Annotated in this window: 22 protein-coding genes; 10 read left to right on the top strand and 12 right to left on the bottom strand. The window is 56.1% G+C overall.

The genetic code is table 11. The features are described 5' to 3' along the window. Nucleotides 1–107: 107 nt before the first annotated feature. The 5 genes from MWU60_RS09340 to MWU60_RS09320 all read right to left on the bottom strand — a co-directional run bounded on the left by MWU60_RS09340 (nucleotide 108) and on the right by MWU60_RS09320 (nucleotide 4,715). Entirely contained in the window at nucleotides 108–2,306 is a 2,199-nt protein-coding gene (locus MWU60_RS09340; protein ID WP_247227004.1) for a hypothetical protein, read from the bottom strand. A gap of 17 nt (nucleotides 2,307–2,323) precedes the next feature. After that, nucleotides 2,324–3,193 carry a flagellar motor stator protein MotA gene (gene motA / locus MWU60_RS09335; protein WP_247227003.1) on the bottom strand — a complete coding sequence of 290 codons (870 nt, stop codon included), beginning with the start codon at nucleotides 3,191–3,193 and terminating at the stop codon, nucleotides 2,324–2,326. Between the two features lie 82 nt (nucleotides 3,194–3,275). Next, a complete protein-coding gene (locus MWU60_RS09330) occupies nucleotides 3,276–3,776 on the bottom strand; it encodes a hypothetical protein (protein WP_348644679.1) in 501 nt (166 codons plus the stop codon). 71 nt (nucleotides 3,777–3,847) lie between these two features. Next, complete coding sequence (locus MWU60_RS09325; RefSeq protein ID WP_247227001.1) at nucleotides 3,848–4,213, bottom strand: hypothetical protein; 366 nt, start codon at nucleotides 4,211–4,213, stop codon at nucleotides 3,848–3,850. Nucleotides 4,214–4,226: 13 nt separating this feature from the next. Further along, nucleotides 4,227–4,715 (bottom strand): flagellar basal body-associated FliL family protein, encoded by a 489-nt coding sequence (locus MWU60_RS09320; protein WP_247227000.1) that lies wholly within the window; start codon nucleotides 4,713–4,715, stop codon nucleotides 4,227–4,229. A 67-nt stretch (nucleotides 4,716–4,782) separates the two neighbouring features. On the opposite strand from MWU60_RS09320, the gene fliF reads away from it, so the two are divergent. The 4 genes from fliF to fliP are packed head-to-tail and all read left to right on the top strand — an operon-like array spanning nucleotide 4,783 to nucleotide 7,997. After that, nucleotides 4,783–6,417 (top strand): flagellar basal-body MS-ring/collar protein FliF, encoded by a 1,635-nt coding sequence (gene fliF / locus MWU60_RS09315; protein ID WP_247226999.1) that lies wholly within the window; start codon nucleotides 4,783–4,785, stop codon nucleotides 6,415–6,417. Then, the gene (locus MWU60_RS09310; RefSeq protein ID WP_247226998.1) at nucleotides 6,418–6,978 is read left to right on the top strand and encodes a hypothetical protein; all 561 of its coding nucleotides are present in this window, start codon (nucleotides 6,418–6,420) and stop codon (nucleotides 6,976–6,978) included. Continuing rightward, the gene (locus MWU60_RS09305) at nucleotides 6,971–7,264 is read left to right on the top strand and encodes a FliM/FliN family flagellar motor C-terminal domain-containing protein (RefSeq protein WP_247226997.1); all 294 of its coding nucleotides are present in this window, start codon (nucleotides 6,971–6,973) and stop codon (nucleotides 7,262–7,264) included. The genes MWU60_RS09310 and MWU60_RS09305 overlap by 8 nt, the downstream gene beginning before the upstream one ends. A gap of 1 nt (nucleotide 7,265) precedes the next feature. After that, entirely contained in the window at nucleotides 7,266–7,997 is a 732-nt protein-coding gene (gene fliP, locus MWU60_RS09300; protein WP_247226996.1) for a flagellar type III secretion system pore protein FliP, read from the top strand. 1,055 nt (nucleotides 7,998–9,052) lie between these two features. On the opposite strand, the gene MWU60_RS09295 is transcribed toward fliP, so the two are convergent. The 7 genes from MWU60_RS09295 to MWU60_RS09265 form a co-directional block, all read right to left on the bottom strand. Further along, nucleotides 9,053–10,156 (bottom strand): flagellar basal body P-ring protein FlgI, encoded by a 1,104-nt coding sequence (locus MWU60_RS09295; protein ID WP_247226995.1) that lies wholly within the window; start codon nucleotides 10,154–10,156, stop codon nucleotides 9,053–9,055. Continuing rightward, nucleotides 10,156–11,160 carry a flagellin gene (locus MWU60_RS09290; protein WP_247226994.1) on the bottom strand — a complete coding sequence of 335 codons (1,005 nt, stop codon included), beginning with the start codon at nucleotides 11,158–11,160 and terminating at the stop codon, nucleotides 10,156–10,158. Before MWU60_RS09290 ends, MWU60_RS09295 begins: the two co-directional genes overlap by 1 nt. Further along, the gene (flgK, locus tag MWU60_RS09285) at nucleotides 11,161–12,609 is read right to left on the bottom strand and encodes a flagellar hook-associated protein FlgK (RefSeq protein WP_247226993.1); all 1,449 of its coding nucleotides are present in this window, start codon (nucleotides 12,607–12,609) and stop codon (nucleotides 11,161–11,163) included. It abuts the gene before it with no gap. A 20-nt stretch (nucleotides 12,610–12,629) separates the two neighbouring features. Beyond that, nucleotides 12,630–13,964 (bottom strand): flagellar hook-basal body complex protein, encoded by a 1,335-nt coding sequence (locus tag MWU60_RS09280; RefSeq protein ID WP_247226992.1) that lies wholly within the window; start codon nucleotides 13,962–13,964, stop codon nucleotides 12,630–12,632. A 91-nt stretch (nucleotides 13,965–14,055) separates the two neighbouring features. Further along, a complete protein-coding gene (locus MWU60_RS09275; RefSeq protein ID WP_247226991.1) occupies nucleotides 14,056–14,892 on the bottom strand; it encodes a flagellar motor protein MotB in 837 nt (278 codons plus the stop codon). 89 nt (nucleotides 14,893–14,981) lie between these two features. Continuing rightward, a complete protein-coding gene (locus MWU60_RS09270) occupies nucleotides 14,982–16,031 on the bottom strand; it encodes a Gfo/Idh/MocA family oxidoreductase (RefSeq protein ID WP_247226990.1) in 1,050 nt (349 codons plus the stop codon). Further along, nucleotides 16,028–16,810, bottom strand: coding sequence for a ThuA domain-containing protein (locus tag MWU60_RS09265; RefSeq protein WP_247226989.1), 783 nt, complete (start codon nucleotides 16,808–16,810; stop codon nucleotides 16,028–16,030). The genes MWU60_RS09270 and MWU60_RS09265 overlap by 4 nt, the downstream gene beginning before the upstream one ends. A 172-nt stretch (nucleotides 16,811–16,982) precedes the next feature. On the opposite strand from MWU60_RS09265, the gene chlG reads away from it, so the two are divergent. The 6 genes from chlG (at nucleotide 16,983) to MWU60_RS09235 (ending at nucleotide 22,726) form a co-directional block, all read left to right on the top strand. After that, entirely contained in the window at nucleotides 16,983–17,897 is a 915-nt protein-coding gene (gene chlG / locus MWU60_RS09260) for a chlorophyll synthase ChlG (RefSeq protein ID WP_247226988.1), read from the top strand. A 1-nt stretch (nucleotide 17,898) separates the two neighbouring features. Then, complete coding sequence (locus tag MWU60_RS09255; RefSeq protein WP_247226987.1) at nucleotides 17,899–19,179, top strand: BCD family MFS transporter; 1,281 nt, start codon at nucleotides 17,899–17,901, stop codon at nucleotides 19,177–19,179. Nucleotides 19,180–19,182: 3 nt separating this feature from the next. Then, nucleotides 19,183–20,364 (top strand): geranylgeranyl diphosphate reductase, encoded by a 1,182-nt coding sequence (locus MWU60_RS09250; protein WP_247226986.1) that lies wholly within the window; start codon nucleotides 19,183–19,185, stop codon nucleotides 20,362–20,364. Further along, nucleotides 20,361–20,894, top strand: coding sequence for an isopentenyl-diphosphate Delta-isomerase (gene idi / locus MWU60_RS09245; protein WP_247226985.1), 534 nt, complete (start codon nucleotides 20,361–20,363; stop codon nucleotides 20,892–20,894). The genes MWU60_RS09250 and idi overlap by 4 nt, the downstream gene beginning before the upstream one ends. Before the next feature lie 60 nt (nucleotides 20,895–20,954). Further along, complete coding sequence (locus MWU60_RS09240) at nucleotides 20,955–21,485, top strand: gamma-glutamylcyclotransferase (RefSeq protein ID WP_247226984.1); 531 nt, start codon at nucleotides 20,955–20,957, stop codon at nucleotides 21,483–21,485. A 155-nt stretch (nucleotides 21,486–21,640) separates the two neighbouring features. Next, complete coding sequence (locus MWU60_RS09235; RefSeq protein WP_247226983.1) at nucleotides 21,641–22,726, top strand: biopolymer transporter ExbB; 1,086 nt, start codon at nucleotides 21,641–21,643, stop codon at nucleotides 22,724–22,726. Nucleotide 22,727 lies beyond the last annotated feature (1 nt).

The following is a 22,727-nucleotide window of genomic DNA, read 5'->3' as shown; positions in this document are numbered from 1 at the left end:
TTTTGCACATACTGGCATTCTGCCATCCCCAAAGCTTAGACGTGAGAACCCATCAATAGGGACGGGTCGTTAAAACTTTGATAAATTGCGAGGTGATCGGCTTGATTTCAGAATGCCTCAGGTGCGGCGAAGGTCTCTAGCAGGTTCTCAAGTGTTTCGCGCGACTGTGCTGAACTTTCCAGCAGAGCGCGACCGCTCGTAAGCGGCGCTTCGAGATTCAACAAACCCCGCTCGGCTTGTCCAAACTGCCCTACAATCTCAGCGAACCTTTGGTCACTGCTCTCATCAGTCTGCTCTGGTGTCGCATCGCGATCTCGCGCCAAGATCGCACGCGTCAGACTGGCAACCTGCGCTTCTGCAATGATTTGTTGCGCGCGCTCAGTGTCACGACCCGCCAGTGTTTGAACGGCAACCTCAGGTTGGCCCAATGCGATTGCGGCCTCAGCCTGAAGATACAGCTGTTCGGGCCTGTCATCATCTTCGGACGGTCCGAGAAACTGTTGCGCCCTATCGGGAAAACCTAAGGTGATCAACCTATCCGCAATGGCGTTGCGAGTCGCATCTTCCAACGGCACATCGTCATCTGTCACGACAAGGCGCAAAAAACCGATGTCATCCATCGCGGCGGCGGCACCAGCGTATATCTGGTTCTTGAGCGGCGGGCCTTTATCCGCGCCAAGGTCTCGCTCCGACCGGGCAAATAGACTGATTGCATCGTTAAAACGCCCAACCGAAACATATGCCCTTATCTGTGCCGCCGCCAAATCAGCGGCGTCTGGCCCCCCGAGTTGTTCAAATAGCAGCGCATCAGCCAGCACAAAGTCAGCATCTGAAAATGGCGTGTCAGCATCAATACCGTCTTCAAAGAACTTGATCATCAACTCAGGAGTTGCACGCGCATCGTTCCGCGCTGCATCAGACACCACCTGAACCGCATCCTCACTTTCACCCAAGGCATCCAGTAACCCCGCATCGGCAAGAACGCGATCCGAATCCGTTCGGCCCTCATCCTGGACCAACCCAAGCACTTGCAAGGCGGCGTCGGTGTCACCGATTTCAAGCAGCTTTTCAGACAAAGGCACGCCAACGACCCTTTGCAGCGATACCGGCAAAGACCGATAGGTCGTCAGAACCGCGATATTATCGACTTTCGCATCGAACGGCAGGGTCGGTGACGCAAGAAAGGCCCAGAGAGCCACAAAAGACGGGCAGCTCACCTGCCCATCGAACAGGTCTGCATCCGGTTGATCACTATCGGCCAACCGCGCCATCGCCTGTAAATACTGCCGCTCTTGTGACCTGACCTGATCAATACCCAAGGTCTGAATCGCCTCGCGCCCAAACCCAAAATAGACGTAAAGCCGCGCGAGGCGTGTCACTGCCTCTTCATCAATACGTTCAAACTCTGGCACAATCGCCCTTCTGGCAGCATTGAGCTGGTCGAAAAATGGGCGCCCATCACCCCAAGAGCCCACATCAAAATACGCATCCGGCAGGCAGGACTGACCTGTTTGTGTCTGATCAGGCGCACTGACCGTCGGGAGAGTGTTTGGATCAACGCTTGTCCTTGCATTCACGCCAGGCAGCCCGGACGTGTGTCTGACGATGCTTTCCAGGCGGTCCGCAACGGCCTCCGAAGTTGATTCTGTGCCTGCCAAATCGCCTTCCAGCAAACCGCCGGTCAGGGCATTGCCCAATCCGGCGGCAATTGATTGCTCGAGCGTCGCAATAGCATCGCGAATGTCGTCGTTCGTCGCCTCTGGTGTTTCGGGGTCCTCTATTAAACGCGACGTTGTGACAGTCGAAGCAGTTGACGTTGTTGTGACAATAGGCCCTGGTGCCAATGAGGTCACCAAGGGCAATAGGCGGCTTCGTGGCACATCGTATGCAGGGCGAGGAACAGGGCGTGGCGAGCTTTCTGTTCCCGACATGACCGGATCAAGAGTTAACTCAAAGGACGAAATCCGCGCTGGTGGCCCGTCTCGCACATCAATGACAAGCAAGTCTGACCGAAACAGATAGGCCCGCGCATTGCATACACACTCCACATCAATCCGTAACTCACCATTGACCACGTCCTGCGAAACGGCAGTGATACGTTGACGCGGTATTATGTCAAAAAAGCCGGAAAGGTCGAAACCCTCGGCTTCAGGAACACGCAATACATAGCCCTCGGCCCGCCGCCCCAGGCGCCATTCCGCACCTACCGGTAGCGTCAGCACAACACGCGTGAAATCCGCGTGTTCACCCGTTTGCACATCAATCTGCGCCGAAAACGCGGGCAGCGACCATAAGACCATAGTCATTAGGATGGCTGGCAACCTCATGCTGCATCCTGCTTTGTTGCCTTCAGCGCATCCTCCATATCGGAAAACGTCGGGCGGTAGCGGCTTGGCATATTCTGGCGGCCAACCTCAACACAGATGTTAGGCGCATGCGCATAAAGGTTGGCGACCAAAACTTCGCGGATGAGCTGATGGAAATGGGCGTCTTCTTCGACCACTGCCTTCACCTTGTTGGAGAACGGCCCGACAAATCCATAAGCCAGAAAAACGCCCAGAAACGTCCCAACAAGTGCGCCACCGATCAACTTGCCCAGCACCTCTGGTGGTTGATCAATAGAAGCCATCGTTTTGATCACACCCAACACCGCAGCAACGATGCCCAGTGCCGGCAGCCCGTCAGCCACCGTTTGCAACGCATGTGTCGAATGCAGCTTGTGATGCAGCGTCGCCTCAATCCGTTTTTCGAGAATTTCCTCAACCTGGTGCGGATCATCGTAATTCATAGAGGCGGATCGCAACGTGTCACTGATCAAAGCAATAGCTTCACTATCGCCAAGTATTTTTGGGTATTTGCCAAAAATTGTTGAAGTATCCGGCGCTTCGATATGACCCTCAAGTGCGACGGGATTGGTGCGCGCAACCCGGATCAACTCAAACAGCATGCAAAGCAGATCACGGTAATCCTCTGCCTTCCATTTTGGACCCTTAAAAACCTTACCGAGGTCTTTGACCGTATGCTTGATGCCGGAACCATCATTGCTGATTGCGAAAGCGCCGATTGCCGCACCACAGATCATCAACATCTCAAACGGTAACGCCTTGAGAATAATGCCCATTTTGCCGCCCGCCAAAAGGTAGCCGCCAAAAACGGTACAAAAGACGATAACAATGCCGATCAAACCGACCATGCAATTCAATTCCTTTTATGCAGGTTTCAATCCGTAATTCGAATCCCCTTCTAAATCACAGGGATTAACTTTTCCTCAGCGGCTACTGCGTGGGCACATTTGCATGGCGTCCGGCAAGGACAACACTGAAGGAATAGGCGGTTTCTGGTTCAAGCTGGGTCATGATCAGCGCTGCTGCATCTGGGCGCATCATGCCCAAGAAGCCTGCTGCAAACTGAGGTGGCATTTCTTCAAAAAGGGCCGCCGCCTCTTTTGGTTTCATGTTCTCATAGACCGATGTGAGACGCGCCAAATCTGTTTCTGCGGCACCATCGGCAAGGATAATCATCTCGCTCAACGCAGTTTCAGCAGCAAGAAGCGCCTGCAACTTGTCCTCAATTTCAACCTCGGCCAGATGCAGAGCTTGCATCCGGTCGCGCAACATCGCCTCACGCGCAGCAAGGCGTTCTTCGCGGTCCTGAAACGCCGCGAGCAAGGCATCCGACTCACCGGTAAGCACCGGTGCAATCGTCGTTTCCTCCATCATTCCAATAGCTTCGTCAGCCATTGCAGGTCCGGTCACACCACCACCAAGCCGTATCATTGCCGATGCAACAAGGAACCCTGCCACTATATGCAGTACACCGAACCGTTTTCGCCGTGAAATGCGCGCCCTCATGAATGCACACTTTCAGTGGCGGATCTGCGGACAAAGAACGGGCTATCCGCCTGTTTGGTATCGGCAGGTGGTGGCGGTTCCGGCAGATTATGCAAAGACGCCACCAGAAGTTCGAGCCGCTGTTGAGCAGCCTCAGCACGTGTGCTGACATCATCAAGTTGCGCCACAGACGATTCTGCCGTCCCCTGCGCACGGTTGAGCGTCTTTGTCAGGTCATCGACCTGCACAGCCAACACTGCAACAGCACCGCCAACCCCTTTTTCAAGGTCGGTAAAGCGCCGCAATCTGCGCGACAGAACAAAACAGTAAAGGGCTGCACCGAAGGCCCCTGCCACCAACAGTATATCTGCAATCATGTTCATGTGGGTTGCCTTTCTAGCTAAGTACAAATTCCATAATAAGCAGGTCATTCACCCGCCCTTCACCAGTCACAACTTGCACGCGACGAAGCATTTGTGCGCGCAGTCGGATCAAGGCCGCCGGGTCTTCCAATTCGGCGAGGTCCACCGAACGCAAATACCCGTTCAACACATCAACGACGCGGGGTTTGATCGCTTCAACCTCGGCGACATAGGCTGGCACGACCTCCAATTGGGCGGCGAATCTTAGGTGATCGCGCCCGCCAGAACTTGGCAACGAGATGACCAAAGGGTCGATTGCGACAAAGTAAACAGTCGCCGCAGCTGCGTCCTTTGTATCTGTCGGAGCTTCTTTTGCTGTCGATTCGGAGCCGCCCAGTAGCCCGGCCTGCACTGCAAGAAACCCACCTGCCCCACCAACGATGGCAAGCACAAGTCCTATTATCAAAGGGAGTTTGCCCCCCTTTTTCGGCGCGTTATCCGCGACATCAGCGTCAGCAGTCATCAGTGCATCCTCAAGAAATGAACAATCCACAGATAAACCAAGAAGCCCTAACTGATTGTTAAGGCTCATGCTCCAAACAAAGAACATTCGGCAGAACGCCAATGTGATGGAGACGAATTTGGAAAGCATCGGACATGTCTGGTCGGCGCTCAGCGCACAACGCCGGATTTTCGTCGTTTTGGCGACTGCGGCTGTGTTTGCAGCGGTCCTGTTTTTGGCCCGCGGTGCCAGCACGCAAGATATGTCACTGCTGTTTGGCGGGCTAGAGGCGCAAGCAGCGGGCGACGTTGTAACAGCGCTGGATCAACAAGGCGTCGCCTATGAGATACGTGGCAACGCGATTTTTGTACCAACGGCGCAACGCGATAGCCTGCGGATGGGTCTTGCCGGACAAGGGCTGCCTGCGAACGGCAACCAAGGGTACGAAATCCTTGATCAGCTATCCGGTTTCAGCACGACAGCACAGATGTTTGATGCAGCATATTGGCGCGCGAAGGAGGGCGAACTTGCCCGTACAATTCTTGCCAGCCCTCATATCCGGGCAGCACGCGTGCATATCTCCACCCCGTCAACACGGTCATTTCAGCGCGATCAGGTACAGACCGCGGCAGTGACGGTGACGACCGCCGGTGGCGCGCTATCCGCGCCGCACGTCAGGGCGCTGCAGTTCCTGATCGGCGCTGCCGTTCCAGGGCTGGATCCGGCATCTGTCGCAGTGATTGACGACAATGGCGGGCTTTTGTCAGACGGTGAGGGTACAGGGGTCGTATCCAACGGGAATGACCGGGCAGAGGCATTGCGCCGCCAGGCGGAACGGCTTCTTGCTGCACGCGTTGGACCGGGCAATGCCGTTGTCGAAGTCTCGGTTGAAACGATCACAGAAACAGAACAAATCACCGAACGCAGGCTGGATCCTGACAGTCGTATCGCGATCAGCACTGAGGTCACGGAAAGCTCAGGCACATCAAACGACAGCCGAGGCGGCGACGTTACCGTTGCGTCCAACCTGCCGGATGGTGATGCGGCTGGCGCTGGTGGTGCTGCCAGTAATGAGAACAACGAAAGCCGCACGCTGACGAACTATGAAATGTCTGAAACGCAGCGGGAATTGATCCGCGGACCAGGTGCAGTCAAACGACTGACCGTTGCGGTGCTTGTCAACGATGTCACGTCCATTGCGGCCGACGGCACCACAACCACAACCCCCCGTTCCGAAGAAGAACTTGCAGCCTTGGAAGAACTTGTCGCATCAGCTGTCGGGTTGGACAGCGGACGCGGCGATATCCTGACGGTGAAGTCCATGCCATTTGAACCCATTGTGCCCATGGGGACCGAAGGCATGGCTTCGGCATCTAGCGTGCCGCTGGACATGATGCAATTGATCCAAGTGGGGGTTCTTGCAGCCGTCGCGCTGATCTTGGGGCTGTTCGTTGTGCGCCCCATTTTGACCGCATCCACCAATAGTCCAACTGCGATCGCATTGGACGAAAGCGGCCCTTTGAATGACATTGATCCGCCAATGGCAATCGCAATGGGCGACAATATGATGGGTGATTTCATGGGGGGTGAACCGGACCTTCTCGGTGGGGTGGGCGATGATCCCGTTGCCCGCCTGCGCCAGATGATCGACGAACGCAAACCAGAAACAATTCAGGTTCTTCAAGACTGGATCGAGGAACCATCGACGAGGGCGAACGCGTAAATGCTCCATGCTCTTTCACTTGAGGCGTTTGACGCCGATTTAACCGAAGATATGCCAAACAACCCGGCTGTCCAGCAGGCCTATGATGACGGGTATGCTGCTGGGCTGACGGCAGCAACCCAAGACCAATCCGCGATTTCTGCCGAATTGGTCCAGCATATTGCCGACCTTGAGTTTTCGTATAGTGAGGCACGGGGCGATATCCTGCGAACGCTGTCGCCACTTCTCGACCGGGTGGTGGAAAGACTCTTGCCGCATTGTGTCGCTGCAGGGTTTGCCACAGAGCTTTCCGCGATCCTGTATCAGGCAGCCACGACCGATTTACCCGACGCGGTCAGCATCACCGTGCATCCTGATCAGCGTGCTGCGGTTGCTGCGGAACTATCAGACTACAACACTGACATTTCTATCATTGGTGATGCTGCGCTTGGGCCGAACGCCGCATGGATCACGCAGGGCACCCGCGAAAGCTACCTCGATCTTGACGCCTTATTGTCCCAGATCACCGAAATTCTCAGCACGATTGACCTGACTGAACCAAGGATAGAAGCGAATGGATGACACAAACCATAACGCCAACGAACATGAGCAAGAGCACCCGCTGCACAGCATTCCAATCGAGATTTCGGTCTCTGTCGGAAAAGCACGACCTTTGGTGCGCGATCTGCTTAACCTTGGCGAAAACACGGTATTGCCGCTAGACAAACGTATCGAAGATCCGGTTGAGCTATATATTGGTGAAAGACTGATCGCACGCGGTGAGCTTCAAGAGGTGGACGGGGGCGAACCGGGGCAACTGGCGGTCCGCCTGACGGAAGTCGCACAAGACGACAGTCAACTGAACTAGAATGCGTCACCTTGTCTGGATCAGCATTTTGGTTTTGGTTGGGCTGGCTGGGCCCGCAACCGCACAGGAAGTGTCTATCACACTCGGCGATGACGGATCACTAGCCACACGGTCGATCCAACTCTTGGTGCTCATCACTGTCCTAAGTCTGGTGCCCGGTATCGCGATCATGGTCACCTGCTTTCCATTTATCGTCACGGTCTTTGCAATTCTGCGCCAAGCCATCGGGCTGCAACAGTCGCCGCCCAACATGCTGATTGTTAGCCTCGCGCTCTTCCTGACGTATTTCGTAATGGAGCCCGTCTTGATCGCCGCCTGGACCGATGGGATCACACCACTTCTGGACGGCGACATTACGGTCGAAGAGAGTTTTCAGCGGACCATGGTACCATTGCGCGGTTTCATGCTGTCGCGCATCGACCCAGATACATTTGCGGCATTGGCCGATTTACGACCAGACCTAAGCAGCACTGCGCCGATAGATGACGCACCTGTGTCCGTCATCATACCTTCGTTTCTGCTTAGCGAGATGGCGCGTGCATTCCAGGTTGGTTTTTTGATTTTCATGCCATTCCTTATCATCGACTTAGTGGTTGCAGCCGTCTTGATGTCGATGGGTATGATGATGGTGCCGCCAGCAATCGTTTCACTTCCATTCAAACTGGCGTTCTTTGTTGTAGCAGATGGATGGGCCTTGATCGCACACAGCCTTGTAAAGAGTTACCCGGTTTAGAGTTTACGTTGAGACGAACCCAAAGGCGCATAATCAACTAAGCTCCGATCCCATAACCAAAACATGACGATTGCAGCGGGGACGGTTACTGACAGGAGTCCATTGGCACATCGGTCATAGCAGGTCGCTAAGCGTTGCCAGTCTTTGAAACTGCCAAACATGCGTTCGATGTGGTTGAGCCGTCTAAAAGGTCATTTCTCGTATCCTACATCCTATTAGATGACTTGCGACGTCGTACTCTGGGTCGCATACCCCTGTCTGACAAGGCCTTACGGAACCATAGCTATGGTAGGCGATAGAACAAACAACCTTAAGCAACCGACGCAACAAGGCGGCTGCGCCATTGAAGTTACCGACCGGCGGCTATGAGGCAGTTGATCGGGCAATCGCCTGTGTCCGTGACGACATATAGCTTGGGCTCTTTCGGCAGCTGTTCCAATCACCTGCCAGTCAGTGGTCCACCCCGCCCTTGGTATGCCCAATAGCACCTCTACACCCCCTTTTTATCCCTATGCCTGATGTAGTGCGCTTTCGGGTAGGTCGCCTCCATCCAGATAGTCTTGTTATCAAGTGCTCCAACCGCCAACCCCCGTCATCATCCGCGCAAACACTTATGTCGCTGACGCTTCGAGGGTTGTACAACGTCTTTGGTGCGCCATCGGCAGTGGGCGAAGCATACCATCGCAACCCATCGCGATTGAAGAAGACAGTACCGCTCAAAAGGCGCGGCGCGCCGACGTATGCCTCACCTCTGCTCTTCAGAAACTATGGCCGCAATGGCATCAAATGTTCCTCAGTTAACCAGTGCAGATTACTCATAGTACCCCAGATTATTTGGGGCCATAAGTCCTGGCGCTGGGTGCATCGCAAAGCCGAACACAGGCCCTCAGCCTAAGCTAACGAACGGAGTCGGCACGTTGTGTTGTGTTTGAACATCGCTGCCCGCGTCGTCGATGGAAGTCCAACATCCGATCAAGCTTATCAACCGAACCTCAGTACATCATATTTGCCACGCGAGTGACTTCATCGCACGAATGCTCCTCGAAGATGTCAAATCATCGCACAATAAACTCTGCATGAAGTGCACCACTGGCTTTTATACTTTTCAAAATATCGATCATGTCGCGCGGCGCGACGCCCAAAGCGTTCAGCCCCGCAACAACCTCACTCAAAGATGTGCCGCCACGAACTTCGGCTAGGCCGATACCGGGTTCGTCAATGATGGCGGTTTCAGTCCTAGGTACGATCACAGTCTCACCCGGCGCGAATGGGTTCGGCTGCGATACGAGTGGGGCTTCTTGAATGCGTAGGGTTAGGTTTCCTTGGCTGACGGCGACCCGGCTTATGCGGACATCTTCCCCCATAACGATGGTCCCGGATCTTTGATCAACCACGACGCGGGCGCGGCGTTCGGGTTCAACCAATATATTTTCAACCCGACCCAGTGCATGCGCTGGTGACTGCATTCGTGTTGCTGCGATGTTGAGTTCAACCGTGCCCGCATCAAGCATAACAGCAACTGGCCGTTCAAAGCTTCGATTGATGGCCTGCTCAATGCGACCTGCCGTCGTAAAATCGGGGGTTCGCAAGGCTAATCTAACTGATGTGAGCCCACCGAAGTCAAAATTGACTTCGCGTTCAATCGTCGCCCCGGACGGAATGACACCCGCCGTAGGAACACCCTGAACAACGGTGGCCCCATCGCCGGTGGCTGATGCGCCGCCCGCGATAATCGTGCCTTGAGCGACAGCGTAGATATCGCCATCAGCCGCGTTCATCGGCGTCATAATCAGTGTGCCACCCAAAAGACTGTTTGCGTCACCGATTGCGGAGACGGTGACATCCAGGGGGCTCCCCGCCCGCGCAAACGGGGGTAGCGACGCGGTTACCAGCACCGCCGCAACATTTTTGGGGCGAAACTGTTCGCCCGTTACGTTCACGCCAAGCCGTTCCAAGATATTGCTCAGGATATCTTCGGTGAAGGGCGAGTTACGCAAACCATCGCCGGTTCCGTTGAGGCCCACCACCAAACCGTACCCAACCAAATCGTTTGAACGCACACCATCAAACTCGACCAAGTCCTTAATACGTATTGGATTTGCCTGCGCAAACAGAGGAAGTACCACTAGGGCCAGCAAGAATATGAACCTAACCCGCATCAGATATACCTTAACAGGCTGAGTTGGGACATGCGGGCAGTGACGCTAAAATGTGTTTCAAGCTGCAATTGAACCGCCTGCAGGCGTGTTGCCGTTTCGAAAGGGTCAGCGAGCATCTGATCGTTTTGCACAATCCCGAGTGTCGTGATCTGGGCTTGCGTTTCAGACAGTGCCTGCTCCACCCCAGCCTCAGAAAAACCAATGCCCGCTTGAATGGCCACCAAGTCACTTGATGCAACAAAAAGTCGCTGACCCGCTGTTTGCAACAGTGTGATCTTTGTGTCGCGATCCAATCCGGGGATGTCGTCGGCAAGTGCAGACAGCGCTGTTGCTTTGAGAATCTCAACAATAGCCGGGTTGTCGGCGCGCGCATCCACCGAAACGCTCTTGCTTTCTGAAATACGCCTTTGTGGTGGGGCACCTGTGTCACCAAGATAACCAAGTGTCGCAAAGCCGCCGGCGGGATCATCAAACCAAGCGTCCACAGCCGCAATGATGGTGGGCGCATCGGTGGCCGCGCCCACTTGCGTCAAGATATCCGACAACATGGTATTGCCGGCGGCAAGTGGCGGCCCGGTAACATCTGCCCCACCCAAGAGCGCGCGGTCAGCGATTTGCGTGTTGAGCGTTGTAACGACGGTGTCAAACGCGCTTCGCGCCGATGATGCTGCCTCATCCACCTGGGCAATTGTACTGCTTGCATTCACAAGCAGCAGCCGGTCTGCGGTTTGGCTGCGCGTGCTATCAACTTGGCCGAGTACCGTTTGAATGGCACTCAGGAACTGCTGCGTTTCTCTGGCGACTTGACTGTAGGCGTCAAGTTGCGTCAGGTTGTATTGCACCGCAGAGAATTGCGCGGTCTGCCCGCCCAGCTGCCGGGTGACATCGGCAACCTTACCAGTGGATAGGCTTTCGCTGAGGCGGGCCAAATCCGTTTTGATCGCGCCGGTATTGCGCAAAGATCGGAATTGTTGCGCCATGTCACCAACTGAAATCGCAGACATCTAAATCTCCATCAATCTTTGCATCATGAAATCGACTGTTTGGATCACCTTGGCGTTGGCCGCATAGGCTTGCTCAATCCGCAAAAGAGACTGAAGTTCCACATCGGTATCAACACCATCCGCGAGTTCAGCTTCTCGGAGTGTTTCCCAACGTGCGTTTGTAAAGCTAAGCTTGTCTTCGACGGCGATGCGGGTTGCCCCGATGTCCGACGTAAACGCGCCAATCCGACCGGAGGCAGAACGGATTTCAGCACCCAGTGTGTCAGCGCGTGCGGCGCTTAGCGCAGCAATCCAGTTGTTGATTTGCGCGGTATTGCCTGCGGGACCGGGTCCTGCGGCATTCAATCCGTCACGCAGCAGCGATGGCTCTCCGCCCAGCTCGGAAACGATAGCGGGATTCACGGCAATACGACCCGCCAAACCAGGGATGTCCCCCAGATCAAGTAAGCCGCCTTGGTCAGTTAACAGTCCGATATCTGCTGGTGCGAGCGTCGGGTCATTAGCCGGGTCTTGAAACCGCGCCACCAGATCCGCTGCAATTTCATCCAGCCCGGCCTGCGCCTCAACCAGTGTTTGATCGCGCAATGCAAATGCCGCACCAAGCGATCCACCATCCAATCTACCGATCCCGGTGGTCAAATCCAGTGGCTGACCATCAAGGGTAATTGCCCCCAAAGCCCCGGATGCCAACGTCATGTCAGCTGTGATCGTGGCTGTGCGTTCAAATCCGAATTGGGCGGGTTGCGACGCAAGAAGAGTGGTCCCTGTCTGCGAGATCAACCCGACTGTTCCATTGTCGCGCATGACCTCGCGCAGTGGAACAATGCCCGCAATCTGATCAACAGCGCGTTGACGCGCATCCAACAATGCCGACGGGTCATCACCAGACCCATTGATCCGCAAGATATCTTTGTTCAGCAAATCGACCTGCTGCAACGCTGTATTTAACACCTCTATATCGCGCGCGATGGATGTATCCGCTTCCTGGCGCAAGGATTGGATGCTGCGGGTATTGGACTGCAAGGTCAGCGTCAGATCCTGCATTCGTGAGACAACCAAAGACAGGCGCGTTTCAGATGCGGGATCGCCACTTGCGCTGATCAGGGCGCGTTCAACTTCTGCCAGCCGTGCGCCAAGACCCGCTGCATCGTCGGCGCCGCCAAGCGCCTGTTGCAGCCGCAGCACCATGTCCGCGCTGCGTTCTTGTCCACTAAGCGCTGCGTCAGCCAAGCGTCTGTCCGCAAGAAGCCCCGCATCAACGAAACGGTTGACGGCGTCAACCCGCACACCGCCACCGCGGTCACCGACCTGAACAGAGGACAGTTCCACCGATCGCCGACCATATCCTTCGGTCAGAGCGTTGGATAGGTTGGACGATACCACCTCTGCCATGCGCGCATTGGCGGTCAGGCCAGTGACAGCATTGTTGAGTGCGCTCGACATGCTCATATCAGATCAATCCCATCAGATTAGCGTTTGATATTCGTGGTCTCTTGCAGCATTTCATCGACGGTCTGGATGACCTTCGCATTCGATGAATAGGCGCGCTGTGTCTGGATCAACTCAGTCAGTTCACCAGCAACGTCAGTGGCAGACTCTTCGCGGGCAAAACCGACGATGTCACCTGTGGGGCCATCACCTGCATCCCACAAGAAGAACGATCCGCTGTCAGGCGTCACGCGATAGCTTTGCTGGTCAAGTGTCTCAAGCCCGTTCACGTTCGGTATGTCGACGAGGGGGATTTGGTACAGCACCCTATTGATCCCGATATCAAAGGAGGCGCGGACAAACCCGTTTTGATCAACCTCGATTGAGGTCAGGCTGCCCACCGGTGTTCCGTTTTTGGAAATCGAAACCGGAGCAAAAGCATCGGATAGCTGCGTCAATCCGATTGAGCTACCTAATTCGCCGATATTGATTTCCATCGGTCCGCCATCAACTGCGATCGTCAGCGCACCAGTCAGTGGATCATAACCGCCGCCAATCGGTGCAGCCGGGTCGGCAAAATCAACATTGGCAAGCGTGCCGCCCCCACCGCGTGTTGCGTCAAATGTCAGCGTGTATTCACCGACCACATCGGGGATGCCGTTTGCATCAACATCGGACTCACTATCACGAATTTCCATCGTCCACTGGTTGGATGCCCCGTTAGCCGGAACTGTCGGCGTGAATGTAAAGCTCAGGTTGGAGGACGCACCAAGGTTGTCGAAGTATTCAACAGAGAGCGACTCGGAATCGCCGGGCGATCCTTCACGCGTTGAGGTGGCAGGCAGGTTCACCGACAAATCCACGCGAGTCGTTGCTTCACCGGCGAATTGGTTTGCATTGATTTGCACAGGCACCAGCCCGTCAATCGAATCCCTTGGATAGTTCGGAATTGTGCCGTCAGCGGCGGCAGGCACACCCAACAGAACCAAGCCACCCGGCGACCGCAAATAGCCCTGCGCATCGGGTCGGAAAGACCCCGTTGTCGTCAAGAACAGTGGGTTGTCGCCATTATCTACCGCCACGGACGTTTCCGACGTCACTGGCAACATCCCCCGCCCCCGCACCGCAATATCTGTTGGGTTTGAGGTCGATACCAAAGCCCCACGTTCATCAATCAAACGTGCTGTTGTCGTCCGCACGCCACCGGCAGAATAGGTTCCCTGCCCACTTTCGATCACCATCGACTGAAAATCTGTAACCGCCCGTTTGTAGCCATAGGTCGACGAATTTGAGATGTTGTCAGAGATCGTCGCCAAGCGTGAAGCATTGGCTGCCAAACCAGCCACGCTAGCATTCAGGGAAGATGAAATCGTCATATAGTTGAGCCTTTCTGCGTCAGGGGTCCTCCTTTGCTTAAGCCCTCCTTCTTAACGGCCCCCTAATGACTAAAATTCGATCGAATTGCCCTCAAATGTCAGAGCGCAGCAAAATGACCTCAATCCGGTTGTTGCGCGGCGCCGTTGCATCGCGCACAGCCGGTTCGCGATCACCGGCACCGGTTTGGCGCACGATCCGGCGCGGATTGAGTCCGCCACTTTGCAACATCAGACGCATCTGCGAGGCGCGATCTGTGGACAATTCCCAGATTGGATAGTCGATATGCACAAGGGATTTTGCACTCAGGTGCCCCTCAATGGCGACATCATTGCTAACAGCCTGAAACAGGCGGGCCATGATAGCGGCAATCTCGGCCGTAACGGGGTTTGGCACAGCCGTTTCGCCCTGAAATAGTGTCACTTGCGGTAAATCGTAGATTTCGATCACCAGCCCCTCTTCGGTCAGGCGTGTGATAATGTGGCGTAGCGCCTGATCGGACAGCATGCTTTCACCACCTTGCCCCATCAAAACAGCCTCAATATCGCGTAAGGCAGCGACTTGTGCGGCCACGGCGGCGTCACCTGCGGCATCGCTTTCGCTGCGCACCGGGTTCATACCGATGGTGGGTTGGCTGATGCCTGTCCCGCTTTGCGCCAGCGTTTCTTCGGTAAAGATATTGTCGCCACCGAACGCACCAGAGCCACCGCCCGACACCCGGTTGATCGGGATCGTCGGTGAAAAGAAATCCGCGATACCCTTGCGCTGCTGCTCGGTGGTCGCGTTCAACAGCCACATCAGCATGAAGAATGCCATCATAGCGGTCACAAAATCCGCATAGGCCACCTTCCAAGCACCACCGTGATGGCCGCCACCAGCGATGACTTTTTTGCGTTTAATAATAATCGGTGCGTTTGATCCTGCACTCATCCCACTACCTCGTTTCTTCACCCAAGACAGGGGATAAAGGGGCGGAAGTGAAAGCAGGCTTAACGGAACAATTCTATGAAAATAAGCGGTTAGATCGCTTGATCGCAGGCCCCGGCGGCATCGGACGCAACAGCCTGATCCAGAACCCGTTGTAACGCTGCACCACGGGCAAAATCTGGCGTTGCCGGTTGACCCGCGTTGATCGCTTCGACGAAACGGCGGAAATTCGGGACGACGGGGGTTGGATCAACATCGACCCATTTGCCTTCGCGCAAATCATCGCCCCTGCAGATCGACAAGTGGCTTTCCCAGCCTTCAAACCGCACATCCAGTCCACCCTTTGTGCCATAGAGACGCAAACGCAGATCATTGATATGACCGCTGGCAAAGCGGCTGGCGTGGATCACCCCGATCGCTCCGTTTTTCAGGGACAGATGCATGGCCATGCTGTCATTGGCGTCCAGCGTATAGTCGCCAATGCGGTCACCTGCGGCTTTGTCAAAAGTCTTCAGCCTGCATGACACCCGATCCGGTTCGGCACCTGCGGCAAAACTGGCGAAATCCAGAATATGCACGCCCACATCACCCAACACTCCCATTGATCCATGCGCGGTGGACAGACGCCACAACCATGTTGCGTCGCTTTGCCAGTCTCCCCATAGATCTTGGGTCAGCCAGCTTTGCAGATACGACGCCTCAAAGTGGCGGACCTCACCGATCTGGCCGTCTTGGACCATCTGCGCGGCCTGCATCAGCGCAGGCACGTTGCGGTAGGTCAGGTTGACCATATTCACCACGCCAGCAGCAGCGGCAGAAGCAGCCATTTCGGCCGCATCGGCATAGTTGACAGCCAGTGGTTTTTCACACAGCACATGCTTGCCTGCCGCAAGCAGGGGCATCGTCGTGCGGTGGTGAATGGCGTCTGGGGTCACGTTAGAGACCGCATCAAATCGCCCCCATGCGATGGCATCAGCAACCGATGCAAAGCGGTTCTCAATCCCGTATTCACTACAAAAAGCCTGCAAATTATCCGCGTTGGGATCAACGCCTGCGATCATAGTGACATCATCCATAGCGGCATATGCCTTGGCATGGTCATGCGCCATCGCTCCGGTGCCAACGATCAAAACACGGATCACCGGAATCCTTCCTCACCGTCGGCATGCAATCGGGGGCCGCGTTCGACAAGCGGCTCCAACGCCTGATCAACGGGGACATTTGGCGCATCATTCACCCCGACGACACGAGGTGCGGGGTTGTAGGCCCAGCGCACGGCGTTCCGAAGTACCGTCTGCACATTGGCATCATGATAGGTGGGATAGGTTTCATGGCCGGGGCGGAAGTAGAACACATTGCCCGCACCCCGCTTATAAGTCAGGCCCGACCGGAACACCTCACCCCCTTGGAACCAACTGATGAACACGGTCTCAAGCGGTTCGGGCACACCAAAGGGCTCGCCGTACATTTCTTCGTGTTCAAGCTCAAAGTGATCAGGCAAACCCGCAGCAATGGGGTGGTTGCGGCAGGTGACCCACAGCCGTTCCCGCTCACCCGCCTCACGCCATGTCAGGTTGCAGGGCGTACCCATCAGCCGTTTGAAAATCTTTGCAAAATGGGCGGAGTGCAGCAGGATCAGACCCATCCCGGCATTGACGTGATCGGCAACACGCTCAACCACCTCGTCGGCCACATCGCCATGCGCCGCATGGCCCCACCAAAGCAACACGTCCGTTTCGGCCAAACGGGCCTGGGGCAGGCCGTGGTCAGGCTCTTGCAGGGTCGCTGTCGTCGCGGTGATCTCATCTGATTGCAAGGCTGCGGCGATCGCACCATGCATACCGTCAGGGTAAAGATCAGAGACAATATGGTTGGTTTGCTCATGGACGTTTTCGCCCCAAACCACTGTTCGAATAGCCATGCGATTTCTCTTTCCAAAGCGCTTTGAAAAACACTGCACCAGTGATGGCAGAACGGCAAGACCTCACGTTCTGGCACCTAAACGACCCCGTAAAAATGCAGTGACAAGATGGCACAGTGTCAACATACCTTTACACTTGCTCCAACCCTATCTGTCATTCTAAACTGACAGTATGAGTGTCACGTCAGACTTACAGCTTGATCCGACAGGCCGCCGCTGGCCCGAGCCGCGCGCGATGCTGCGCCTGATCAAACCTGTGACATGGTTCCCGCCCATGTGGGCGTATCTTTGTGGGGTCGTGTCATCCGGCGCAAGCCCCTCTGATCATTGGTTTTTAGTGGCGCTGGGTGTAATCCTCGCCGGGCCAATCGTCTGCGGCATGTCCCAAGCAGCCAACGACTGGTGCGACCGCCATGTGGACGCGATCAATGAACCCGACCGCCCGATTCCATCAGGGCGGATTCCGGGGCGCTGGGGCCTATATATCGCGCTTGCAATGACCGTTCTTGGGCTTGTTGTTGGTTATAAACTGGGGCCTTGGGGCTTTGGTGCGACAATTCTTGCTGTCGCGGCCGCCTGGGCGTATTCCGCTGAACCGATCCGCGCCAAGAAATCCGGCTGGTGGGGGCCGGGGCTTTGTGGCCTCGCTTACGAAACACTGCCTTGGGTCACCGGTGCCGCCGTCGTGGCAGCAGGTGCACCTAGCCCGCAGGTGATCCTGATCGCGGTGCTTTATGGCATTGGCGCGCATGGGATCATGACGCTCAACGATTTCAAAGCGATTGAGGGCGATCGGGCCACTGGCCTACGATCATTGCCCGTCACACTGGGCCCTGACCGCGCGGCGCGTGTTGCGTGCTGGATCATGGCGGTACCCCAAGTCATGGTCATTGGCTTGCTGACCTATTGGGGCAAACCCGGCTTTGCGCTGGGCGTCATGGCGATGCTGGCCGTGCAGCTGACTGCAATGCGCGTCCTGCTGCGCGACCCCGAAGGCAAAACGCCTTGGTATCAGGGCATGGGCATTCTTTTCTATATCAGCGGCATGATGATTGCCGCTGTCGCACTGCGCAGTATCGGAGGCTGAGATGACACTTTCATGGTTCCAGATTGTCCGGCTTGGCTTTGTGCAAATGGCACTGGGCGCGATTGTGGTTTTGACAACATCAACACTGAACCGGCTGATGGTGGTGGAACTATCGCTTCCCGCCATCCTGCCCGGTCTGTTGGTCGGTTTGCACTATGGCATCCAACTGACGCGCCCGCATTGGGGTTTTTATTCTGACACCGGCGGACACCGCACGCGGTGGATTATTGGCGGCATGTTCGCTTTGGCGCTGGGTGCATTCCTTGCGGCCTATGGTGTGCTTGCATTCGCACAATCCTTTGCGCTTGGCCTTACCATTTCAATCATCGCCTACACGTTAATCGGTCTTGGCGTTGGCGCATCTGGCACCTCTTTGCTTGCATTACTTGCCACAACAACCGCACCGCATCGCCGCGCTGCCGCCGCAACAATCACATGGCTGATGATGATCTTTGGGATCGCGATGACTGCAGGGATCGTCGGGCAGTTTATTGATCCGTATACGCCCGCACTTTTGCTCAAGATCGTGGGCATCGTCGTTTCAATCGCGACATTGGTCACCTGCCTTGCTGTCTGGCGGATTGAGCGGAATCTGATCGCCATCCGCGAACCCGACCCCACGCCCTTTATGGACGGGCTGCGCGAGGTCTGGTCCGAACGCAAAGCCCGCAACTTCACCATCTTCGTGTTCCTGTCGATGACGGCCTATTTCATGCAGGAACTGATCCTTGAGCCATACGCCGGCCTCGTCTTTGGCTTCACGCCGGGGCAATCCACCTCACTTTCAGGCGCACAAAACGGCGGTGTCTTCATTGGCATGCTCGCCGTCGGCATCCTCGCCACTGGTTTCAAAATCGGAGCGCTCCGCAATTGGGTCATGACAGGTTGCATCGGCTCCGCCTGTGCACTGATCCTGATCACCTTCCTTGGACCCATCGGCCCAAGCGCGCCGCTCGTTCCAGCGGTCGTCCTGCTGGGGTTCTTCAACGGCATGTTCGCTGTCGCCGCCATCGGATCAATGATGGCACTGGCCGCACAAGGCGCGGAACGCCGCGAAGGCACGCGCATGGGTCTTTGGGGTGCGGCGCAAGCCATCGCCGCCGGGTTCGGTGGGTTGATAGGTGCCGGCATGGTCGATGTGCTACGCGTGACCCTCACCGACACGCAAGCCTTCGGTTCCGTCTTCATTGCCGAAGCCGCTCTTTTTATCGCTGCCACCGCAATGGCTGCCAAAATCATGGATCGCAAAATGCCATCCGCCACACTCGTTCCGGGAGAATGATCAATGCAATATGATGTCGTTGTCGTGGGCGCAGGCCCATCCGGGGCCACCGCCGCAGAAGACCTCGCGCGGTCTGGTCACAAAGTTGCATTCATTGACCGTGACGGGCGGATCAAGCCATGCGGCGGGGCAATTCCCCCGCGCCTGATCGAAGATTTCTTTATCCCCGACGACCAGATCGTCGCCAAGGTGAACACCGCGCGCATGATCTCGCCCACAGGACGGCAGGTCGATATCCCGATCGAGAACGGCTTTGTCGGCATGGTGGACCGCGAACACTTCGACGAGTTCCTGCGCAAGCGGGCGAAAGATGCAGGCGCACATCGCTACACCGGCACGTTCACCAAGATCGAACGCGATGCAGACGGCACCCACGTCGTTTACCGCGACAAGGTCAGTGGCAATGAGATGAAGCTACACACAAAACTGGTGATCGGTGCCGATGGTGCACGGTCAAACGTGGCGCGGGCGGAAATCAAGGACGGTGACAAGATTCCTTATGTCATCGCCTATCATGAGATTATCGAAGCGCCACAATTGAACGCTACCTACGACCCCGCGCGTTGCGATGTGATCTATGACGGTAAAATCTCACCCGATTTTTACGGCTGGGTCTTCCCGCATGGGGGACAGGCCAGCGTCGGCATGGGGTCAATGATCAAATCGGTAGACGTCAAACGGGCCACCGCTGATCTGCGCGCAGCCTCTGGTCTGACCAATTGCAAGACAATCCGCAAAGAAGGCGCGCCGATCCCGCTGAAACCGCTGGACTGCTGGGACAATGGCAGCGATGTGGTGCTGGCAGGCGACGCCGCGGGCGTTGTCGCCCCGTCATCGGGCGAAGGCATCTACTATGCCATGGTCGGCGGGCGTGTTGCCGCAACGGCAGCAGCGGCTACTTTGGCATCAGGACGCGTAAAAGATTTGCAACTGGCGCGGAAACTCTTCATGCGCGAACACAAGCAAGTGTTCCGGGTTTTGGGCGCGATGCAAAACGCCTATTATCGCAGTGATGAGCGGCGTGAGAGGTTTGTGTCCCTGTGTCACGATGTCGACGTGCAAAAGCTGACGTTTGAGGCGTATATGAACAAGAAACTGGTAAAGGCGCGGCCCATGGCACACCTGAAAATCGGCATCAAGAACCTTGCGCACCTGACGCGATTGGTTTCGCCTCTGCGCACATGACGATCATGATCCCGGCCTGGGAAAACGGCACGCTCAAACCTATTGAAAAACTGGATGCGCACTTGCGCGGGCTAAAACACAAGGCGGTCAGCGTCTTTGTGATGAACCGCGGGCGCGTGTTGATCCAGCAGCGGGCGATGGGCAAATACCACACACCGGGGCTGTGGGCGAACACGTGCTGCACGCATCCTGAATGGGACGAAGACCCAACCGATTGCGCCGTGCGCAGGTTGGACGAAGAGCTTGGGATCAAGGGCATTTACCCGTCGCACCGGGATGAGATCGAGTATCGCGCCGATGTGGGCGGCGGGCTGATCGAACATGAGGTTGTGCAGGTCTATGTGGCCGACGCACCCAATGATCTCAAGATCATCCCCAACCCCGATGAGGTGATGAACACACGCTGGGTCGATTTCTACGATCTTTCAGCCGATGTGGCCCGCCACCCCACGCAATACACACCGTGGCTGCGGATTTACCTGCAAGAACACACCCACGCGATCTTTGGCGATCTGATGCGGGTCGGTTAAACCCCTTTTCGTTCGGCGCAATTCAGTGTTTATGAACCCTTGCAACACAGGGGGTCGCATATGGCGTTTTGGGTATTTGGATATGGGTCACTTTTGTGGAACCCCGGTTTCACACCCGTCCGACAGGTCAAAGCGCGGCTGCACGACTATCACCGCAGCTTTTGCATGCTCTCAATCCATCATCGCGGATCAGAAGAAGACCCCGGCCTCGTCCTCGCGCTTGACGCACAGCCGGGCGGGCAATGCACGGGGGTGGCCTTTCAGGTTGCCGACGAAGAGGCGGACAAGGTGCATGCGGAACTGCGCGCGCGTGAACTGATCTCATCTGCCTACTACGAAGACACGGTTGAGCTGATCAGCGATGAGGGTGACAAGATCCCGGCACTCGCCTACATCATCAACCGCGACCACGTGCAGTACTGCCAATTCGACCTTGAAAAGCAGGCGCAGATCATCGCCCAAGCGGTCGGCGGACGCGGGCCGAATACCGAATACCTGTTCAACACAGCCGCCCATCTGACCGAACTTGGGATCAAAGACGCCGAGATGGAATGGCTGGCGGGCCGCGTGCGTGCCCTGACAGCAACATAATCCGACCCCGATTTTGTTTGGGTTTGCGGCAAAGCAGCCATATGGTGTTATGCGAGCAGAGCAATCACACAATATGAGGACTCCCATCCGTGTCGGACAAACGGGGACCCAAGGCCCAACCACAGTTTTCACAGCCCATCAGGCAACTGCTATTCATGTTGATCGTGATCGGGTTGGTCGGATCAGGTTTCTATCTTGGCCTGGAAGAGATCACCGCGATCTTCATGTCCAACCCCTATCTCAATGGCGTCATCCTTGGGGTTTTCGTCTTGGGGGTGCTGTCATGTTTTAATCAGGTCTTCGTTTTGATGAAGTCCGTCGGCTGGATTGAAAGCTTTGCCAAAGAGCAGGGCGGACATTCCTACAGCGCCGCGCCATCTTTGCTGGCACCATTGGCCACACTTCTACGGTCACGTGGGGCACGCCAGCAAGTGTCGTCCACATCAGGGCGGTCCATCTTGGACTCGGTCGCCCAGCGTATCGACGAAGATCGCGAAATTACGCGCTATATCGGTAACGTTTTGATTTTCCTTGGCCTTCTGGGGACGTTTTACGGACTTGCAACAACCGTTCCGGCCCTCGTTGAAACCATCCGTTCGCTCAATCCCGGCGAAGGCGAAAGTGGCGCTGATATATTTGCACGCCTCCAATCGGGCCTGGAAGCACAATTAGGCGGCATGGGCACGGCCTTCTCAAGCTCTCTTCTCGGACTTGCCGGATCATTGATTGTGGGACTTCTGGAACTCTTCGCAGGTCACGGGCAAAACCGTTTCTACCGCGAGCTTGAAGAATGGCTATCCACCATCACCCGCGTCGGCATTGACGGCGAAGAAAGCGGAGGCTCTGCTGACTTCAGCGCGATGGGCCCCTTTGTCGATCAATTGGGCGAACTGATAGATACGATCCAGATGATGATGGGGCAAACAGACGCCGACCGCGAAGAAAACGACCGGCGCTTTGGTACCCTTGCTACGGCCGTGGAAAAGATGGCGCAGGCCAGTGCGACGAACTCCAGCACCGATATGCTCGAACGGGTGGCGCAGGGACAAGAGGCGCTGATCCAAAAGCTTGATGATAGCGGCATGGAAGGCATTGATGCCGAAAGCCGGATGCGCCTACGGTCCATCGACGTACAATTGCTGCGGATCCTGGAAGAAATGTCCGCAGGACGGCAGGAAAGCGTGGGCGACCTACGTGGCGAAATCGCCAATCTGGCCAACGCGATCAAGGACAGAGGCTGAT

Origin of the sequence: Yoonia sp. F2084L, assembly GCF_023015625.1 — a bacterium.
GTDB lineage: Bacteria > Pseudomonadota > Alphaproteobacteria > Rhodobacterales > Rhodobacteraceae > Yoonia.
This window is presented reverse-complemented; position numbering and strand designations above follow the sequence as displayed.

Excerpts from the sequence above, each read along its gene's own strand:
- MWU60_RS09255 (WP_247226987.1), top strand. The coding sequence starts at position 17,899 with ATGACACTTTCATGGTTCCAGATTGTCCGGCTTGGCTTTGTGCAAATG.
- MWU60_RS09320 (WP_247227000.1), bottom strand. The coding sequence starts at position 4,715 with ATGACTGCTGACGCTGATGTCGCGGATAACGCGCCGAAAAAGGGGGGC.
- fliP (WP_247226996.1), top strand. The coding sequence starts at position 7,266 with ATGCGTCACCTTGTCTGGATCAGCATTTTGGTTTTGGTTGGGCTGGCT.
- chlG (WP_247226988.1), top strand. The coding sequence starts at position 16,983 with ATGAGTGTCACGTCAGACTTACAGCTTGATCCGACAGGCCGCCGCTGG.
- fliF (WP_247226999.1), top strand. The coding sequence starts at position 4,783 with ATGCTCCAAACAAAGAACATTCGGCAGAACGCCAATGTGATGGAGACG.
- MWU60_RS09275 (WP_247226991.1), bottom strand. The coding sequence starts at position 14,892 with ATGAGTGCAGGATCAAACGCACCGATTATTATTAAACGCAAAAAAGTC.
- MWU60_RS09290 (WP_247226994.1), bottom strand. The coding sequence starts at position 11,160 with ATGTCTGCGATTTCAGTTGGTGACATGGCGCAACAATTCCGATCTTTG.
- MWU60_RS09325 (WP_247227001.1), bottom strand. The coding sequence starts at position 4,213 with ATGAACATGATTGCAGATATACTGTTGGTGGCAGGGGCCTTCGGTGCA.
- MWU60_RS09295 (WP_247226995.1), bottom strand. The coding sequence starts at position 10,156 with ATGCGGGTTAGGTTCATATTCTTGCTGGCCCTAGTGGTACTTCCTCTG.
- motA (WP_247227003.1), bottom strand. The coding sequence starts at position 3,193 with ATGGTCGGTTTGATCGGCATTGTTATCGTCTTTTGTACCGTTTTTGGC.
- MWU60_RS09330 (WP_348644679.1), bottom strand. The coding sequence starts at position 3,776 with ATGATACGGCTTGGTGGTGGTGTGACCGGACCTGCAATGGCTGACGAA.
- flgK (WP_247226993.1), bottom strand. The coding sequence starts at position 12,609 with ATGAGCATGTCGAGCGCACTCAACAATGCTGTCACTGGCCTGACCGCC.
- idi (WP_247226985.1), top strand. The coding sequence starts at position 20,361 with ATGACGATCATGATCCCGGCCTGGGAAAACGGCACGCTCAAACCTATT.
- MWU60_RS09340 (WP_247227004.1), bottom strand. The coding sequence starts at position 2,306 with ATGACTATGGTCTTATGGTCGCTGCCCGCGTTTTCGGCGCAGATTGAT.
- MWU60_RS09280 (WP_247226992.1), bottom strand. The coding sequence starts at position 13,964 with ATGACGATTTCATCTTCCCTGAATGCTAGCGTGGCTGGTTTGGCAGCC.
- MWU60_RS09250 (WP_247226986.1), top strand. The coding sequence starts at position 19,183 with ATGCAATATGATGTCGTTGTCGTGGGCGCAGGCCCATCCGGGGCCACC.
- MWU60_RS09265 (WP_247226989.1), bottom strand. The coding sequence starts at position 16,810 with ATGGCTATTCGAACAGTGGTTTGGGGCGAAAACGTCCATGAGCAAACC.
- MWU60_RS09310 (WP_247226998.1), top strand. The coding sequence starts at position 6,418 with ATGCTCCATGCTCTTTCACTTGAGGCGTTTGACGCCGATTTAACCGAA.
- MWU60_RS09235 (WP_247226983.1), top strand. The coding sequence starts at position 21,641 with ATGTTGATCGTGATCGGGTTGGTCGGATCAGGTTTCTATCTTGGCCTG.
- MWU60_RS09305 (WP_247226997.1), top strand. The coding sequence starts at position 6,971 with ATGGATGACACAAACCATAACGCCAACGAACATGAGCAAGAGCACCCG.
- MWU60_RS09240 (WP_247226984.1), top strand. The coding sequence starts at position 20,955 with ATGGCGTTTTGGGTATTTGGATATGGGTCACTTTTGTGGAACCCCGGT.